The following is a 17,215-nucleotide window of genomic DNA, read 5'->3' on the forward strand; positions in this document are numbered from 1 at the left end:
ACATGGGTCACCTGGAACTCAAGGGACTGCGCAAGTCCTTCGGCGGCAACGTCGCGCTCGACGGCCTCGACCTCGACCTGGCCGAGGGCGAGCTGGTGAGCCTGCTGGGGCCGTCCGGCTGCGGCAAGACGACGGCGCTGCGCATCGTCGCGGGCTTCGAGACCGCCGACTCCGGCACGGTCACCGTGGGAGGCAAGGACATCACGAAGGTCCCGGCGAACAAGCGGGACATGGGCATGGTCTTCCAGGCCTACAGCCTCTTCCCGAACATGACGGCGGCGCAGAACGTCGCGTTCGGCCTGAAGATGCGCAAGGCCGACACCAAACGGACCGGCGAGCTGCTGGAGCTGGTGGGGCTCAGCCACCTCGGCGGCCGCTACCCGCACCAGATGTCCGGTGGTCAGCAGCAACGTGTCGCGCTGGCCCGCGCTCTCGCGATCCAGCCGCGCGTGCTGCTGCTGGACGAGCCGCTGTCCGCGTTGGACGCCAAGGTCCGCGTGAACCTGCGCGACGAGATCCGTCGCATCCAGACGGAGCTCGGCATGACGACGCTGTTCGTCACGCACGACCAGGAGGAGGCGCTCGCCGTCTCGGACCGGGTCGGCGTCATGTCGCACGGGCGGCTGGAGCAGCTGGACACGCCGTCCGTGGTGTACCGGGAACCGAAGACGGCGTTCGTGGCCCAGTTCGTCGGCGTCACGAACTCGGTGGAGGGCAAGGCGGAGGGCCAGACCGTCGTGATCAACGGTGTCACGCTCCCCGCTGAGCACGACCAGCCGTCCGGCAGCGCCGTCCGCGTCATCGTGCGGCCGGAGGACATCGGCGTTGCCGCCCACAGCGGCGACGCGAATGGCAAGATCGTCGGCGATGTGCTGACCCAGTCGTTCCTCGGGCCGGTCACGCGGATCTCGGTCAAGGTCGGCGAGCAGGTGCTGCGCGTGGACCAGCCGTCCAACTCCGCGGCCGCCTACCAGCCCGGTACGCGGGTCGCGCTCGACCTCAGCGAGTCACGAATCATGGTGGTGCCTGGATGATCAGAAAGCTCCTCGCGCGTGACACGGCGGAGACCCACCGGGTCGCGACGCCGTTGGAGCTGTTGTTCGACCTGAGCTTCGTGGTGGCGGTCGCCCAGGCCGCCCACGGGCTGCACCACGCCGTCGTCGAGAACCACGCGGGTGCCGGGCTGCTCGCGTTCTCGATGGCGTTCTTCGCACTGTGGCTGCCGTGGCTCAACTTCACCTGGTTCGCCAGCGCGTTCGACAACGACGACACGTTCTACCGGATCGCCACGATGGTCCAGATCAGCGGTGTGCTGGTGGTCGCGGCGGGCATTCCGCGCGTCTTCGAGCACCAGGACTACCGGGTCGTCGTCGGCGGGTACGTGGTCATCCGGCTCGCGATGGTCACGCAGTGGCTGCGCGCGTCGAGGGACAACGACGAGCACCGGGTCTGCGCACGCCGGTACGCCATGGGCATCGGCGGGCTGCAGGTTCTCTGGGTGCTGTGGGTGCTGGCCGTGCCACCGAGCCTGCAGATTCCGCTGTGGGGCGCCGGCATGCTCGCCGAGCTGCTGGTGCCGGTGTGGGCGGAGCGCGCCTCGGCGACGACCTGGCACCCGCACCACATCGCCGAGCGGCACGGGTTGTTCACGCTGATCGTGCTCGGCGAGTCGATCCTCGCGGCGACGCAGGCCTTCCAGAAGGGCTTCGACAGCGGGGTCAACCTGGTCTCGCTCGCAGCGGCGTCGCTGATCATCGTGTTCTCGGTGTGGTGGATCTATTTCGAGGCACCGCCGCGGCTGGACTCGCTGAAGCGCGCGTTCCTGTGGGGCTACGCGCACCTGTTCATCCTCGGCTCGATCGCGGCGCTCGGCGCCGGTCTCGCCGCCTCGGTCGACTACGACCTGCACCTCGCGCACGCGCCGGGGATCGTCATCGCGCCGTTCACGACCGTGCCGCTCGCGATCTTCTTCCTGTGCGTCTGGTACGTGCAGGACTGCCAGGGGCAGGCCGGGTTGCGCAAGTACCTGCTGCCGCTCGGCTCGGCCGCGGTGCTCGCTGCGACGTTCGGTCCTGCCCCGATCCACGTGACGGCGGGGATCACGCTGGTTCTCGTGATCCTCACGCGGGTGGTGCGATGATCGTCGTATGACCGGTGTTCGTGAACTCCGCCTAGTCGTCACCGCAGCCGACTACGACGAGGCCCTGCGCTTCTACCGCGACGTGCTCGGCCTCGAGGAACGGGCGGCGTTCACGTCCGACGGCGGCCGGGTCACGATCCTGGAGGCCGGCCGGGCCACGCTGGAGATCACCGACCCGCCGCACGCGGAGTTCATCGACGAGGTCGAGGTGGGCAGGCGGGTCGCCGGGCACATCCGGGTGGCGTTCGAGGTCGACGACTCCGCCGCGGCCACTCGTGAGCTCGAGGCCGCGGGTGCCGAGGTGATCGCGGAACCCACGCGCACACCGTGGAACTCGCTCAACGCCAGGCTGAAAGCACCGGCCGGGCTGCAGCTGACCCTGTTCCAGGAGCTGGGCGAGTGACGATCTCCGCTGCCGGCTACCGCGATCTCGCCAACCGGGACGTGCTGGCCTGCGCCGTCGTGACCGTGGCGGCGAAGTTACCCATGTCGATGACGCCGCTGATGATGGTGTTCCTGACCAGGAACCTGCCGGGAGGCTACGTGCTCGCGGCGTCGCTGACCGCCGTCTACGTGCTGGGTGAGATCCTCGGCGCGGGGTTGCTGGGCCTGCTCCTCGACCCGTCGCGCATGCGCGGGCAGCTCGCGGCCGGGCTGGTAGTGGGCGCGGGGGCGTTCACGACGCTCGCGTTGACGACGAACGTGACGGTGCTCGTGATCGCGGCGTTCATCGCGGGCGCCGGGCCGTCGACGACACCGGGCGGGCTGCGGGCGATGCTGCTCGGGCTGGTGCCGGACGCGCTGGTGCCCAAGGCGATGGGCTTCGACGCCATGATCACGCAGGTGGTGTGGGCCGTCGCGCCCGCGCTCGTCACCGTGCTGGCGTTGAGCGTCGACCGGCGTGCGCCCGTCGTGGTGTCGGTGTCCTTGGTCGTCGTGGCGGCGTGGCTCGTGTTCATCCTGCCGCGCGGGCACGTGACTTCCCGGTCCGGCACGGCGAAGGCGCGCGTGGTCGCGTCGGCGTGGCCGATCTACCTGGTGAGCGCGGCGGCGCTGGCGCAGCTGGCGGTCGCGGAACTGGTGCTGCCGGCGCTGCTGGAGCACCGGGGGATCGGCATCGGCTGGACCGGGCCGCTGCTCACGGGATTCGCGGCGTGCAGTGCGCTGGGCGCGGTGCTGTACGGGCTGAGGCCGTGGCCGGGATCGTTGCGCACCCAGGGACTCGTGCTCCTGGTGGTGACCGCGACCTGCGTCGGCGCGGTGGCGTTGTTCCCGAACCTGCCGGGCATCGCGGGTGCGTTGCTCGCGGCCGGGTTGTTCCAGTCCGGCGTGCTGGTGACGCGGAGCCTGGCGCTGCGCGAACGGCTTCCGGTCGGTGCGCACGCCGCCGGCTTCTCGATGATGTACGCGGTGACCGGCGCGGGATACGGCCTCACCGCTGTCGTCGCCGCGTGGGCGATGGACGTCGGCTCACCGATCTGGGCGGTTTTCGGTGGTGTCGCGGTGACCTTGGTCCTGACAGCGATCAGCGCGGCTGCCGAGCGTCGGCAGCCGCGCTGATTCGGACAGCCACTACCCGCGGTAGAAGTTGCCCTGGGTCTGCACGTTGAGCTCGTCCGTGCGGAAGAACTTCGCCACGAACGTGCGCGGGTCGCGCATGTCGATCACGTCGAAGCCGCGGCCCATCTCCGAGGAGTAGATGTAGCCGTTGTACCAGTAGGTCGACCACGTGCCGCCGCCCCCGCCGTTCGGCATCGGGCCGCGCTCGAAGAAGCCGATCTCACGCGGCTTGTTCGAGTTCGTGAAGTCCCACACCGAGATGCCGCCCTGGTACCAGGACTGCACCATGATGTCCTTGCCGGGCACCGGGATCAGCGAACCGTTGTGCGCGACGCAGTTCTCCGTGTCGGCCTGCATGCGCGGGATCTTGAAGTAGGACTTGAAGACCAGCTTGCGGTCCTTGCCCTTGCCCACGATGTCGTAGATGCCGTTGGCACCACGCGTCGGGCCGATCTTCTCGTTGCAGGTCGCCGCGCCGCCGCCACCGAGCTCGTCGGTGAAGACGACCTTGGTGCCGTTGTTGTTGAAGGTGGCCGAGTGCCAGAACGCGAAGTTCTTGTCGTCCTGGACCCGGTGGATCTCCTTCAGGTTCTCCCGGTCGGAGATGTCCCACAGGACACCGTCACCCATGCAGGCGCCGGCCGCGAGGTCGAGCTGCGGGTAGACGGTGATGTCGTGGCAACCGGAAGTCGGCACGACGTAGCCGGTCTCGATGGTGCCGGGCTTGCCCTGGTTACCGCCGTCCGGGAAGAGCACCGGCGCCTTCAGCAGGTGCGCCTGGGCCGGGGCCTTCAGCGGCACCTTGACGATCGAGATCTTGTCGTGCGGCGGCTGGCAGTCCGGGAACGTGGAGTTGGGCGAGTAGGACGAGATGTAGAGGTACACGTCCTTCTTGTTCTTGCCCGGCACCAGCGTGTGGGTGTGCGAGCCGCAGTCGGTCTCGACGGCGGCGACGTACTTCGGGGCCGCCTTGTCGGTGATGTCGAAGACCTTGATGCCCTCCCACGACGACTTCTCGGTCGCCGGCTTGGACACGCTGTTGCAGGAGTTGTCGCTGCGCGACGAGTCGGTCGACAGGAACAGCAGGTTCCCGTACACCGAGATGTCGTTCTGCGAGCCGGGGCAGAGGACCTGGCTCTTGATGCTCGGCTTCCTCGGGTTGCGGATGTCGTAGATGACGAAGCCGTCGTAGTTGCCGACGAACGCGTAGTTGCCCTGGAACGCGATGTCGGTCTGCGTCGAGCTGAGCGGAGCCTGCTTGTCCAGGTGGGCGACCGGGACCATGTTGCGGCTGCGGCTGATCTCGTCGACGCCGGGAATGCCGCTGACGCCCTCGGCCTGTGCCTCGAGCTGAGCCTCGCTCAGCCCCTTGCCGTCGGCTGGCAGGTCGGGCTCGGCGTACGCGGGCGCCGTCAAGGTCGACAGCGTCAGCGCGAGCGCCCCCAGAACCGCGAAAGGCGTTCTGCGCCGGCGGGCCGTTTCGCGTGAAGTCACAGCTTTACCCCCTCAGTACGGGTTGGTGAGGGGGAGTATTACCCTTTCGCCTTGCTAAGGGCCAGCGCCTTTCGGAGGGTATTGTCCGCGTCATGCGCTCTGGGGTTGTGGTCATCGTGGCGGCATTCGCCCTGCTGGCAGGTTGTACAGCGGAACCTGATGCAGTTCCGGTCATCGCGCCGGACACGCCTGGCGGCTCCGCTCGGACGTTGGCACCGTCGGAGGCGACCGGCGCGGTCCAGGCTCCGCCGAACGACGCCGACCGCCAGTACGTGGCGATGATGATCGTCCACCACGAGCAGGCGCTCGCGATGACCAGGTTCGCCCCTGATCGTGCGCAGAACGAGACCGTGAAAGGCCTGGCAGACCGCATCCGGTACAGCCAGGAGCCCGAGATCGGCGCCATGAAGCAGTGGCAGCGCACCAACAACGCGATGAGCGCACACAGCGGCGATCACGGCTCGATGCCGGGCATGGCCACGCAGGACCAGTTGAACGCGCTCGGTGCGGCGCGCGGCAAGGACTTCGACCGGATGTTCCTGGAGCTGATGATCAAGCACCACGAGGGTGCGATCACGATGGCGACGGATGTGAAGGCGTCCGGCACCAACGTTCAGGTCGAGGAGATGGCGGACGACGTGATCGCCGTCCAGACCGACGAGATCAACCGGATGAAGGCCCTGCTGCCCACCCTGTGAGACGGTGGCCGTGAGACGGGTGGCTACTGCTCGGTGCGCTGCTGCGGCAGCACCATGTCCTCGGCGTGCTGGAAGGTCTCGACGGCGTTGCCCGTGACGTGCCGGGCGATGCCGCGGTTGCGCTTGTGCGCCTCGCGGAACGAGTCGGAGGCGACCCAGGCGCGGAAGTGCTCCTCGGACTCGAACTCGTTGACCGACACGTACGGCTGGTCCTCGCGGGTCGGCTTGAGCAGCGTGCTGCGCAGCAGGCCGGGCACGCCGGGCAGGAACGTCCGCATGTTGCTGCGGAAGTGGGCCTCGAACTCCTCCGCCCGTTCGGCGGGCACGAACAGCCGGTTCGTCGCGATGAACATGGGCCCTCCTTGATTCCGACGCTCTGTCGGAAACTATTCCAACTCCCCGTCGGGAAATCAAGCGCGATACGATCCCGCTGTGCCGAGGATCAGCGCAGACACCGTGGCCGAGCACCGCGCCAACCGGTTGCGCGCCCTGCTGGACGCCGGGCGGGAGATCGTGGCGACCGAGGGAGCGGAGGCGCTGACGCTCGCGTCGCTGGCGAGACGGGTCGGGCTGTCGCGGCCGAGCCTCTACGAGTACTTCCGGTCGCGTGAGGAACTGGTCGCCGCGATCGTGTCGGACGCGCTGCCGGAGTGGGCGGACAAGCTGGAGGACGCGGTCAACAGCGCCTCGTCCGTGCCGGAGAAGATCGAGGCGTACCTGCGGACCGAGCTCGCGATCATCACCGACGGCAGCCACGGGGCGGTGGTGGCGCTGTCCGCGCACACGTTGCCGGACTCGTCGCGTGAGCAGATCCGGGCCGAGCACGAACGGTTGCTGGCGCCGCTGGTCGGTGTCTTCAAGACCGCCGGGGTGCAGCGCGCGCAGCTGCGGGCGATGCTCGTGCACGCGATGGTCGAGGCAACGTCCCGGATGATCACGCCTGGGCGCACCGAGCACAACGAGGCGGTCATCCAGACGTTGCTCGACCAGGTCGTGCACGGGCTGGACCAGCGCATCAGCTGAACGGGACCACCTCGCCGAAGCGGACCAGCTCGCCGTAGTGCTCCGGTTTGACCGGGTCCAGTGCGAGATCGAGCAACGCGACCGCTGCCTGGGCCGGGGTGGGGGCGGTGCTGACGTTCCACCACAGCGCGGACGTGGGTGTGTTGATCATGCCTGGGCACACGGACGCGATCAGGATGCCGCGGTTGAGGTCGTCCTCCCGTCGTTCGGCGGCGAGGACGCGGACGGCGGCGACCTGGCCGATCTTCGACGGGATGTTGACGAAGGCCGGCCACGCGCCGGTGCGGCGGTCCTTCAGCTCGTCGCGCCAGCGGGCGATCTGCTCGTCGATCTCGTCCAAGGAGGACGGCGTGGTGAACCGGTTGTGCAGAACCGGTGCCAGGTGGTGGAGCGTGCCCAGCGAGCTGGCGACGACGAGCAGCCTTCCGTTGTCGCGCAGCAGGGGTGCGAAGGCGCGCAGGAGCCTAGTGGTGCCGAAGTTGTTCACCTCGGTGTACCGGTCGGCGATCACGCGCGGGTCGTCGTCCGGGCCGACGCGCATGACGGCGTTGCCGAACACGATGTCGATGCCGCCGTGCCGTTCCTGGATCTGGTGGGCGAGTCGTCGCGCTGCTTGGTGATCCGCGACGTCGAGGAGTTCGCCGCGGATCTCGGCGCCGCCGCCGCCGGGCATGGACTCGACGGCGGTCATGACGCGGTTCATGTCCCGGCCGGTGAGGTAGACGGTGTCGGTGGGATCGAGGCGTTGCGCGAGCCCTTCGACCAGAGCGAGGCCGAGGCCCTGGGTGGCGCCGGTGACGAGTGCGACTGTCATGCCCTGACGCTAAGCCGGTGCGAGGTATGCGAGTAGCGAGAGAAGCTCAACCGGGGTATGCGTGGACGTCATGGCCTTCTCCGATGCGTCGCTGGTCGCGCTGCGGGTGTTCCGCGAGGTGGCCGAGCGCGGCACGCTGACTGCGGCGGCCACCGCGCTGGGGTACACGCAGTCCGCGGTGTCGCGGCAGATCGCGGCGCTGGAACGGGCGGCGGGCACCGCGCTGCTGGAGCGGCGGTACGACGGGGTGCGGCTCACCGCGGCCGGGCGGCTCGTGCTGCGCCACGCCGCGGTCGTCGTGGACCAGGTCGACGCCGCGGCGCGGGAGCTCGCCGGGCTGCCGGAGGAGGACGCGAGCACAATCCGGCTCGGCTGGTTCGCCACGGCCGGGGTGTGGCTGGTGCCTCGGGCGTTGATGGCGCTGGAGAGGAGCCATCCGTCCATCACCGTCGTGACGCGTGAGGGCAGCACACCGGCGCTGGTGCGCGCGCTGCGGGCGGGCACGCTGGACATCGCGTTGATCGCGTCGTCGCCGCCGTTCCGGCCGCCTGACGACGAAACCCCCGCGCTGGCAGTGGACACGCTGGTCGAACGCAGTCTGCGGGTCGCGGTACCTGCCGCGCATCCGTTGGCGCGCAACGACTTCATCGACATCGCCGATCTGCGTGGACAGCGGTGGATCGCCGGACCCGGCGACCAGCTGGTGATGGGGGTGTGGCCGGGGCTGGACGAACGGCCGCGGGTCGCGCACACCGCCCGTGACTGGCTCGCGAAGCTGCAGCTGGTCGCCGCGGGGCTGGGGATCACGACGGTGCCGGCGGCGCTCGTGGTGCCCGAGGGCGTGCGGGTACTGCCGGTGCGGGGCGGGCCCGCCGAGACGCGACGGGTTCTGCTCGCGCGGTTGCCGGGGCCGGTGCCGGAACCCGTGGCGCGGTTGGCCGCCGCTCTGCGTGCCGCTGTGCTGGAGACCGAGTAGGGGCATCAACCGATCGGTTGACGAGGGTGTCGCTGCTCGACCGATGATCTCGGGCCCGGGTTCTTCGAGGCTTGTCCCATGGCAATCATCGAAGTGCGCGACCTCGGCAAGAGGTACGGGCCGAAGACCGCGGTTGACTCGGTGTCCTTCGAGGTCGCCGAGGGGGAGATCTTCGGCATTCTGGGGCCGAACGGGGCGGGGAAGACGACGACCGTCGAGTGCGTGTCGGGGCTGCGGACGCCGGACCGGGGGAGCGTGTCCGTGCTGGGGCGGCCTCCCGCCGACGTCCGTCCGGCGATCGGTGTGCAGCTGCAGGAATCTGAGCTGCCCGAACGGATCCGGGTGAGCGAGGCGCTGTCGCTGTTCTCGTCGTTCTACCCGTCTCCGGCCGACTGGTCGGAGCGGCTGGGGCTGTCGCCGCACCTGAAGGCGGAGTTCGGCCAGCTGTCCGGCGGGTTGAAGCAGCGGTTGTCGATCGCGCTGGCGTTGATCGGGTCGCCGCGGGTCGCGATCCTCGACGAGCTCACGACCGGGCTGGATCCGCAGGCGCGGCGGGACACGTGGTCGTTGATCGAGGAGGTGCGCTCGGCCGGGGTGACGATCCTGCTGGTCACGCACTTCATGGAGGAGGCGGAGCGGCTCTGCGACCGGGTGGCGGTGTTCCGCGACGGGCGCATCGTCGCGCTGGACACGCCTTCCGGGCTGGTGTCGAAGGTGGACGGGGCGACGCGGGTGCGGTTCGTGCCTTCCGCCGCCTTGGACGTCGCGTTGTTGCAGGCGCTGCCGGAGGTGACGGCGGTGGACCTCGTGGGGGAGCAGATCGTCGTCAGCGGGTCGGAGAACCTGCTGCACGCGGTGACTTCATTGTTGGCGCGCAAGCAGATCGTGGCGCGCCAGCTCCGTGTCGACCAGGTTTCGCTGGACGACGCCTACGTCGAGCTGACCGGGGGTAGCGGTGCTGAAGATCATTGAGGTGGAAGCGCGGCTGTTCGTCCGCGATCGGCTGAACTCGTTGTTCTCCCTGTTGTTCCCGTGCCTGTTGCTTCTGGTGCTGGGGGCCGTTCCGGCTTTGCGCACGCCCGCGCCGGAGTTCGGCGGGCTTCGGTTCATCGACAGCTACGTGTCGTCGTTGGTGGTGGTCACGTTGGTGTTCATCGGACTGCAACGCTTGCCGGCGGTTGTGGCGACGTACCGGGAGAAGGGTGTGCTGCGTCGGCTGTCCACGACGCCCATGCATCCGGCGCGGTTGCTGCTGGGGCAGCTGGTCGTCAACTTCGCCGCGGCGATCTTGTCGGTGCTGCTCACTATCGTGGTGGCGTACGTCGTTTTCGGCGTCGACCTGCCTCACCATCCACTCGGCCTGGCGGCGGCTGTGGTGCTGGGAGGCGCTGGGACGTTCGCGCTGGGCCTGGTGATCGCCGCACTGGCCCCGAACGCGCGGGCGGCCGGTGGCTGGGCGACGGTGGTGTTCATGCTGCTGATGTTCTTCGGCGGCGTGTACCTGCCGCGGTTCATGCTGCCCTCGGTGGTTCAGGCGATCGGGTCCTACACACCTCCCGGTGTGGAGGCGTTGCAGCAGGCGTGGCTCGGAACCGCGCCGGATTGGAGGCATCTTGCGATCATGGGGCTCGTGAGCCTCGTGGCGGGTACCGTCGCGGCCAGAACGTTCCGCTGGGAGTAGCTCGTGGACATGGCCGCGTTGGACAGCTGGGAGCGCAGGCTCGCTTTCATCGCACACGTGATCCCGTACTTCGTGCTGACCGTGACGACGGTGATGTACTCGATCTTCACGGCGCACACCGGTGCGGAGCTCTGGTTCACGTACGGCGTGGTGGCGTTCGGCTACGCGTGGATGACGTGGTGGCTCACGCTGGATCCCGCGCGGCATGACCGCGTGGAGCTGGTGGCCGTGTTCATCGGTGGCCTGGTCGTGTTCTACGCGGTGCTGGGCATGCGCGAGCACTGGTTCGGCGCGGTGTCGTACGCGGTTTACATCTACGCGAGCGAACTCCTGCGCGGCCGCTGGATGTTCTTCGCGGTGGCGGTGACGGCCGTGCTGGCGACGCTGTCGTTGTTCGGCGGCTATCCACCCGCGGAGGAACGGCCCGCCTTCTGGTTGCTGCTGCTGGTGTTCGTGGGGGTGGCGTGCACCTTCACGTTCGTCGGCCACGTGACAACTGAACAATCCCGGCTGCGCAAGGAACTCCTCGAGGAGAACGAGGGCCTGCACGCCCAGTTGCTCGTGCAGGCGCACGAGGCCGGAGTGCAGGACGAGCGCCACCGCATGGCCGGCGAGATCCACGACACGCTGGCGCAGGGCTTGACGGGCATCATCACGCAGCTGTCGGCGGCCACCGTCTCCGACTGGGAACGCCGCGTGTCGGTCGCCGCCGAGCTGGCGCGGTCGAACCTGGCCGAGGCACGCCGGTCGGTGCACGCGCTGCGCCCGCCCGCGCTCGATTCCGCGGCCCTGCCCGAGGCGATCGACGAGGTGGCCTCCGGCTGGTCCACGGTGTACGGCGTGCCGGTGTCGGTGACACTGACCGGTGCCGCGCGCGTGATCCACCCGGAGGTGGAGGTCGCCTTGCTGCGCACCGCCCAGGAAGCCCTGGCGAACGTGGCGAAGCACGCCTCGGCGTCCCGCGTGGGCCTGACCCTGTCGTACATGGAGGACGTGGTGACGCTGGACGTGCGAGACGACGGCGTGGGCTTCGACCTGACGCACCCGTCGTCCGGCTTCGGGCTGACCGCGATGCGCCATCGCGTGCACCGGCTGTCCGGCGCGCTGGTCGTGGAGTCTGAACCCGGTGCGGGCACGGCGATCTCGGCGCGGGTGCCCGCGTGATCCGGCTGGTGATCGTCGACGACCACCCGGTCGTCCGCGACGGGCTGCGCGGCATGCTCGCGGCAGCGGACTTCGAGGTGGTCGGTGAAGCGGCTTCCGGCGACGAGGCGGTCGCGGTCGTTACGGCCACGTCGCCCGACGTCGTGCTGATGGACCTGCGCATGCCGGGCTCCGACGGGCTGTCCGCGATCGAACGGCTGCGCGACCATCCGTGCCGGGTCCTGGTGCTCACGACCTACGACACGGATCGCGACGTGCTGCCCGCGATCAAGGCGGGCGCCACCGGCTACCTGTTGAAGGACACGCCGCGCGATGATCTGCAACGCGCCATCCATGCCGCGTACGCGGGTGAGGCCGTGCTGTCGCCGGCGGTGGCGACGCGGCTGCTGGGGCAGGTGCGGGAACCCGCGTCGGAGCCGTTGTCCGCGCGGGAGCTGGAAGTGCTCGCGTTGGTGGCGCGCGGATCGACGAACCGCGCGGTGGCAGCGGCGTTGTTCATCAGCGAGGCGACGGTGAAGACGCACCTGCTGCACGTCTACGCGAAGCTCGGTGTCTCGGACCGGGCGGCTGCCGTCGCGGTGGCGTACGAACGCGGACTGCTGCGCGGGCGCGGGCGATGAATGCCGGGCCTGGTGGTGGTCAGGCCCGGTGAGTGGCAGCGTTGCCGGTTCCCCCGCGGCGGGACCACCTCGGTTGGCCCCGCCGCCTGCGGCAACTCCCCCTTGCCACTCCCTCACCCCTCGTGAAGTAAGGAGTCGTGGGTGGCCGCCGAGATACGAGAGACCAACTGGATCACTCGTTCGGAGTAGTCCAGAGCTCGTCGACCAGGTCTTTCGCTGTGTCGGTGAGCTGCTGGCCGCCGAAACGGCCGATGCGCGTCCACGGGCCGAGGCTCACCTCGTAGACGGGTGTGTCCCAGGCCTCGGGGTGGGTGAGGTAGCCGAGGTAGTTGTTGGCGTATCCGACGGGCAGCACCGTGCGGCCGTCGCCGGACATGTCCTTCAACTGGAAGCCGAGCTCCACGAACGGTTCGCCGGGCAGACCGGCGAGCGCGAGTTCGCCGATGCGCAGCACCTGCACCTCGGCGTCGATCGGGTCGGTGCCGCGGTCGATGGCGACGAGGAGCTCCTCGATGTCCTGCACCTCTTGGGTGAGCCCGACGATCTCGGCCTTCGGGGCGTTGCGGTCGATGGCGTCCTGGAGCGCGCGCCGGCGTGCGGCCAGCTCGACTTCGAAGGGGCCTCGGTCGGGCAGGTCGCGGGAGGCGACCTGGATGGTGCGCTGGGCAGCGGTCACCGGACCGGTGAGTTCGGTTTCTTCCGGGACTTCGAGTGCGGTCTGCGCGAGGTACATGCCCATGCGCGTGGTGTGTGCGAACAGGTTCCGGATGACTTCGAAGTCCGGGTTGTTCTCCGCGTCGAAGTGGGGACCGCCGTGCGTGAGCGGGTCGGGTGGCGGCGACTGGTTGCCCATCGCGCCCGGCAGGAACAGCGCGGCCTGGCAGTGCGGTTCGTTGTGTTCGAGCATCGCCGACGTGACGCCGGGGAAGTCGGCTGACACGTACGGCTGCACCTGCACATACACCGGGTGCGTGGTGAAGTGGTAGAAGACGCTGCTCCACGCGTCGCCCTGGAACCGCACAACGGTGACTTCGGGATCCTCCGGCGGCGCACCGATGTAGACGTGGGCGTTGCGGTTGATGGCCAGCGTGCCGCGCAACACCTCGCCGGTGCCGATCGTGGCGGTCACCGGCCGCTGGCTCTCGACGGCTTCGCGGGCGGCCTGGACGATGCGGTCGCGGAACGTCGCCAGCCAGGCCTGGTCGGGAAACGGCCGGAAGTCGGCCGTCTCCGGGCTCGAGTGCGCGTGGGAGCTGGCGATCATCACGTGCGAGGGCGGCACGCCGGTCTGCTGCTGAACGCGCTCGCGGACCTCGGCGGTGAAGTCGCGGCCCGGCCCGAGGATGCTGTTGTTGATGCCGAGCGAGTCGACGGCGATCACGATCACGGTCTCTCCGTTGGTGATCGCCGTGGCCCGTGCGAACAACGGGTCGTGCACTCCGAGGAACAGCGAATGCCGCGGCTGACCACCCAGATAGGGCGCTGACTCGGGCGGCGTGACATCGACTTTTGCTGATCCGGCGCGGAATGGCATGACCCTCACCCCTGTGTGCGAATTACCTGTTCAAGTACAGGTTCCAGTCGCCCAGATGCGAGATGTCGGTGAGATCGCTCGAATGGAGGAAATCGTTTCTGAGCACCGTGGCGAGCGCTGCGCCGCCGTCCTCGAGCTCGATGACCCCGATTTCCAGCTCGGCCGGCTCGGCGGGGACCAGGTGGTCGCGCAGCACCGTGAGCGGAAGGTCGTACAGCTCGCCGACCACCTGCGCCGTGCCGGACGCGTGCATGGCGGGGAACTCGTCGCGGACGGAGAAGTAGCGGTACTTCGGCGCGCTCTTCACGCGGCCGAGCATGGGGGTGCCCTGGAGCTGGCCGTGGAGGGGCCCGCCCTGCATGCCGCCGCCGTTCAGAAAAATCAGTGCCATTTCGTCCTGACCTCGCGTTCTGGTGGGGGCTTCGCTGCGGAACGTGTGCCTGCCTGCGGTTTCTCCGTGCGTGAACGGTCCCTTCACACGCGTCGCCGAAATGATCAGGAACCGATCGGGAGTAGATTTCGTTGCGACAGGAGGAAGCGCGCGGGGGAGCGGTGGATCGGAGAGGTGAGGTTGCTCAGCGGCAGACCGGTGCCGCCGTGCTTGAGGGCCACGAGCTCGGCCGCGATCGACACCGCCGTCTCCGCGGGCGTGCGGCCCCCGAGATCGAGGCCGATCGGTGACCGCAGCCGGGCCAGCGCCGCCTCGGGCACGCCGGCCTCGCGCAGGCGGTCGAGGCGTTCGGCGTGCGTGCGGCGTGAACCCAGCGCCCCCACGAAGGCGAGCGGCCTGGCCAGTGCCTCCGTCAGGACCGGGATGTCGAACTTCGGGTCGTGCGTCAGCACCACCACCGCTGTCTGCTCGTCGGTGTGCGTGGTGGCGAGGTAGCGGTGCGGCCAGTCGACGATGACGTCGTGTGCCGCCGGGAAGCGTTCCGGGGTGGCGAAGATCGGGCGGGCGTCGCACACCGTGACGTGGTAGCCCAGGAAACGGCCGATCTCGGCCACCGCGGCCGCGTGGTCGATGGCGCCGAACACCAGCAGGCGTGGCGCCGATAGCCAGCTCTCGGTGAACACCCGGCCTTCCGCCTCGAAGCGCACCGACACCGGGTGCCCGTCCACAGTGGCCTGAAGGGCGGCGCGCAACGCCGGGGTGTCGCGCTGCACGAGGACGTCCAGCGAACCGCCGCAGGTCAGGCCGACCGCGAACGCCGTGTCGTCGGAGTAGCCGAACGTGGCGAGCTGCGGCTGAGACGTCTCCAGCACCGTGCGTGCCAGGTCGTAGACCTCGGCTTCGACGCAGCCGCCGGACACGCTGCCGATCACCTCGCCGGAGGGGCCGACCGCCATCGCCGCGCCCACGGGGCGGGGTGCGCTGCCGCGCACCGCCACCACCGAGGCGACCGCGAAGCGGTCCCAGGTCAGCAACGTCTCAGCCAGATCGCGCATGGGAGATCTCCGTTCTGTGCGGTCGTGACCGGTGGTGTGCATGTGACCAGTGGCCGCTGGTCACGTGCCGCCGATCAGTGGCTGTTGCTCAGTGGCCGCTGATCAGGTCCACGCCGAAGTACACGGTGAACATCAGGGCGAGGCCCGTCATCAGCCAGCCCGGCCAGCGGCCCTTGCAGATGCGCAGGACCACGTAGGAGACGAGGCCCGCGCCGATGCCGTTGGTGATCGAGTAGGTGAACGGGATGATCGCCACGGTCAGGAACACCGGGATGGTGAAGTCCGTGTCCTGCCAGGGGATTCGGCGGATCTGGGTCATCATCAGGCCGCCGATCACCACCAGCGCCGGTGCCGCCGCCTGGGCCGGCACGACCGTGGCCAGCGGGGTGAAGAGCAGGGCAACCAGGAACAGTCCGCCGGTGACCACCGAGGCCAGGCCGGTCCGGGCGCCTTCGCCAACGCCCGCGGCCGACTCCAGGAACACGGTGTTCGGGGCCGAACCCGTCACGCCACCGGCGATCGCGCCGGCGCCGTCGACCATGAGGATCTTGCCCATGCCCTCGACCTTGCCGTCACGGGTCAGGCCAGCCTCGTCGGACACCGAGGTGATGGTGCCCATGGCGTCGAAGAAACCGGACAGGACCAGGGTGAACAGGAAGATCGTCGCGGCGATCACGCCCGCGGAGACGAAGCCGCCGAAAAGATCGACCCGGCCGAGGAGACCGAAGTCGGGGGAGCCGACGATCGACGAGGGCAGCGTGGGCGTCACGAGGCCCCAGCCGGAGATCGTGAAGATCGAGTTCGCCACGACGGCGACGACCGTGGCGACCACGATGCTGATCAGGACGGCGCCGGGGACACCGCGTGCCATCAGGACGATCATCAGGAGCAGGCCGAGGCAGAAGATCGCGATCGGCCAGCCGCTCAGGTGGCCGTCGATGCCCATGCGGACGGGCACCGTGGACCCGGCGGCGTCGGGGGTGCGGGTCACGAAGCCGGCGGAAACCAGTCCCACCAAAGCGATGTAGAGACCGATGCCGACGGTGATCGCGATCTTCAGCGGCTCGGGGATCGCGTTGATGATGCGTTCGCGGATGCCCGAGGCGGCCATGACCACGATGCACAGGCCTTCCAGCACCACGAGACCGAAGGCCTGGGCCCACGTCATGGCCGGTGCCATCTGGAAGGCGACCACGCCGTTCACGCCGAGGCCCGCGGCGATCGCCAGCGGGGCGTTGCCGACCAGTCCCATGAGGACGGTCATCACCCCCGCGGCCAGCGCGGTCGCCGTGGTGATCTCGGCGATGGTGAGCTTGGCGCCGGTGATGTCGGCGGACGCGCCGAGGATCAGCGGGTTCAGCAGCACGATGTACGACATCGCGACGAACGTCGTGATGCCGCCTCGCACTTCGCGGCCGAGGGTGCTGCCGCGTTCGGTGATGCGGAAGAACTGGTCGAGGGCAGGCGACTGCCGGGTTCGTAACTGAGTCATGGAAGGACGGCCTTTCCCATGCCGGTGGGCGCGTTCCAACGCCGGAACGCAATTAGCGATGCAAGCTCCGGTCAGCAAAAAGAGACTGGCTTTTGGCCGTCGTCAGTAGTCGATACGAGTCGCGAGCGACAACCACGCGGTGAACGGGGCGTTGTCCTCGCCGGTGGAGATCTGGTGCACGGGCAAGTCCCAGTCGACCCGGGGCTTGCTGAACAACTCGTAGAACTCGCGGTCGTCGAAGCCGGCAGCGGCCGCGTCGTGACGGTCGGCGGCGTAGACGACCCTGTCCACCCGCGCCCAGAGCGCGGCGGACAGGCACAGGGGGCACGGCTCGCACGAGGAGATCAGCGTGCAGCCGGTCAGCCGGAAGTCACCGAGGGCCTGGCAGGCCGCGCGGATCGCGACGACCTCGGCGTGCGCGGTGGGGTCGAGCGTCGGCGTCACCTGGTTGACGCCGGTGGCGATCACGGAACCGTCGCGGACGATCATCGCGCCGAACGGGCCGCCGCCGGAGGCCACGTTGCGGGTGGCCAGGTCGATGGTGGCGAGCAGATGTGCGTTCACAGCAGAGAA

General features: G+C 69.1%; 19 protein-coding genes. 11 read left to right on the forward strand and 8 right to left on the reverse strand.

Annotated elements, in window-relative coordinates:
• Positions 1-2: 2 nt before the first annotated feature.
• Genes ABFX45_RS25995 through ABFX45_RS26010 form a run of 4 tightly spaced genes read left to right on the forward strand, consistent with a single transcriptional unit; the run spans position 3 to position 3,700 of the window.
• A complete protein-coding gene (locus ABFX45_RS25995; protein WP_109637756.1) occupies positions 3-1,034 on the forward strand; it encodes an ABC transporter ATP-binding protein in 1,032 nt (343 codons plus the stop codon).
• Positions 1,031-2,140 carry a low temperature requirement protein A gene (locus ABFX45_RS26000; protein ID WP_346132526.1) on the forward strand — a complete coding sequence of 370 codons (1,110 nt, stop codon included), beginning with the start codon at positions 1,031-1,033 and terminating at the stop codon, positions 2,138-2,140. Before ABFX45_RS25995 ends, ABFX45_RS26000 begins: the two co-directional genes overlap by 4 nt.
• A gap of 7 nt (positions 2,141-2,147) precedes the next feature.
• On the forward strand, positions 2,148-2,543 hold the full coding sequence (locus ABFX45_RS26005; protein WP_346132528.1) for a VOC family protein: 396 nt from the start codon (positions 2,148-2,150) through the stop codon (positions 2,541-2,543).
• A complete protein-coding gene (locus ABFX45_RS26010; protein WP_211337392.1) occupies positions 2,540-3,700 on the forward strand; it encodes an MFS transporter in 1,161 nt (386 codons plus the stop codon). The genes ABFX45_RS26005 and ABFX45_RS26010 overlap by 4 nt, the downstream gene beginning before the upstream one ends.
• Before the next feature lie 12 nt (positions 3,701-3,712).
• Here the strand turns inward: ABFX45_RS26010 and ABFX45_RS26015 are convergent, their stop codons facing one another.
• A complete protein-coding gene (locus ABFX45_RS26015; protein WP_428834188.1) occupies positions 3,713-5,194 on the reverse strand; it encodes an LVIVD repeat-containing protein in 1,482 nt (493 codons plus the stop codon).
• 92 nt (positions 5,195-5,286) lie between these two features.
• Here ABFX45_RS26015 and ABFX45_RS26020 point away from each other — a divergent pair, with 92 nt between their 5' ends.
• Complete coding sequence (locus tag ABFX45_RS26020) at positions 5,287-5,892, forward strand: DUF305 domain-containing protein (protein WP_346132531.1); 606 nt, start codon at positions 5,287-5,289, stop codon at positions 5,890-5,892.
• A 23-nt stretch (positions 5,893-5,915) separates the two neighbouring features.
• On the opposite strand, the gene ABFX45_RS26025 is transcribed toward ABFX45_RS26020, so the two are convergent.
• Complete coding sequence (locus tag ABFX45_RS26025) at positions 5,916-6,245, reverse strand: antibiotic biosynthesis monooxygenase family protein (RefSeq protein ID WP_109637761.1); 330 nt, start codon at positions 6,243-6,245, stop codon at positions 5,916-5,918.
• A gap of 79 nt (positions 6,246-6,324) precedes the next feature.
• Between ABFX45_RS26025 and ABFX45_RS26030 the strand changes: the two genes are divergently transcribed.
• Complete coding sequence (locus ABFX45_RS26030) at positions 6,325-6,915, forward strand: TetR/AcrR family transcriptional regulator (RefSeq protein WP_109637762.1); 591 nt, start codon at positions 6,325-6,327, stop codon at positions 6,913-6,915.
• On the opposite strand, the gene ABFX45_RS26035 is transcribed toward ABFX45_RS26030, so the two are convergent.
• Positions 6,908-7,729 (reverse strand): SDR family NAD(P)-dependent oxidoreductase, encoded by an 822-nt coding sequence (locus tag ABFX45_RS26035; protein ID WP_346132533.1) that lies wholly within the window; start codon positions 7,727-7,729, stop codon positions 6,908-6,910. The two genes, ABFX45_RS26030 and ABFX45_RS26035, sit on opposite strands and share 8 nt — an antisense overlap.
• Before the next feature lie 70 nt (positions 7,730-7,799).
• Between ABFX45_RS26035 and ABFX45_RS26040 the strand changes: the two genes are divergently transcribed.
• The 5 genes from ABFX45_RS26040 (at position 7,800) to ABFX45_RS26060 (ending at position 12,170) form a co-directional block, all read left to right on the forward strand.
• Positions 7,800-8,705 (forward strand): LysR family transcriptional regulator, encoded by a 906-nt coding sequence (locus ABFX45_RS26040; protein WP_346132535.1) that lies wholly within the window; start codon positions 7,800-7,802, stop codon positions 8,703-8,705.
• Positions 8,706-8,783: 78 nt separating this feature from the next.
• Positions 8,784-9,677 carry an ABC transporter ATP-binding protein gene (locus ABFX45_RS26045; protein WP_109637765.1) on the forward strand — a complete coding sequence of 298 codons (894 nt, stop codon included), beginning with the start codon at positions 8,784-8,786 and terminating at the stop codon, positions 9,675-9,677.
• On the forward strand, positions 9,661-10,386 hold the full coding sequence (locus ABFX45_RS26050) for an ABC transporter permease (protein ID WP_109637766.1): 726 nt from the start codon (positions 9,661-9,663) through the stop codon (positions 10,384-10,386). The genes ABFX45_RS26045 and ABFX45_RS26050 overlap by 17 nt, the downstream gene beginning before the upstream one ends.
• A 9-nt stretch (positions 10,387-10,395) precedes the next feature.
• A complete protein-coding gene (locus ABFX45_RS26055) occupies positions 10,396-11,550 on the forward strand; it encodes a sensor histidine kinase (RefSeq protein WP_346132538.1) in 1,155 nt (384 codons plus the stop codon).
• Complete coding sequence (locus ABFX45_RS26060) at positions 11,547-12,170, forward strand: response regulator (protein WP_346132540.1); 624 nt, start codon at positions 11,547-11,549, stop codon at positions 12,168-12,170. The genes ABFX45_RS26055 and ABFX45_RS26060 overlap by 4 nt, the downstream gene beginning before the upstream one ends.
• Before the next feature lie 172 nt (positions 12,171-12,342).
• On the opposite strand, the gene ABFX45_RS26065 is transcribed toward ABFX45_RS26060, so the two are convergent.
• The 5 genes from ABFX45_RS26065 to ABFX45_RS26085 form a co-directional block, all read right to left on the reverse strand.
• On the reverse strand, positions 12,343-13,704 hold the full coding sequence (locus tag ABFX45_RS26065; protein ID WP_346132542.1) for a hypothetical protein: 1,362 nt from the start codon (positions 13,702-13,704) through the stop codon (positions 12,343-12,345).
• Between the two features lie 22 nt (positions 13,705-13,726).
• Positions 13,727-14,095 (reverse strand): allophanate hydrolase-related protein, encoded by a 369-nt coding sequence (locus ABFX45_RS26070; protein ID WP_109637769.1) that lies wholly within the window; start codon positions 14,093-14,095, stop codon positions 13,727-13,729.
• Positions 14,096-14,199: 104 nt separating this feature from the next.
• Complete coding sequence (locus ABFX45_RS26075; protein WP_346132544.1) at positions 14,200-15,150, reverse strand: XdhC family protein; 951 nt, start codon at positions 15,148-15,150, stop codon at positions 14,200-14,202.
• An 88-nt stretch (positions 15,151-15,238) separates the two neighbouring features.
• Positions 15,239-16,642, reverse strand: a complete 1,404-nt coding sequence (locus ABFX45_RS26080; protein ID WP_109637771.1) for an NCS2 family permease — start codon at positions 16,640-16,642, stop codon at positions 15,239-15,241.
• A 102-nt stretch (positions 16,643-16,744) separates the two neighbouring features.
• Positions 16,745-17,206 (reverse strand): nucleoside deaminase, encoded by a 462-nt coding sequence (locus tag ABFX45_RS26085; RefSeq protein ID WP_211337394.1) that lies wholly within the window; start codon positions 17,204-17,206, stop codon positions 16,745-16,747.
• Positions 17,207-17,215 lie beyond the last annotated feature (9 nt).

Source organism: Lentzea roselyniae, assembly GCF_039537795.1.
Classification (GTDB): Bacteria; Actinomycetota; Actinomycetes; order Mycobacteriales; family Pseudonocardiaceae; genus Lentzea; species Lentzea atacamensis.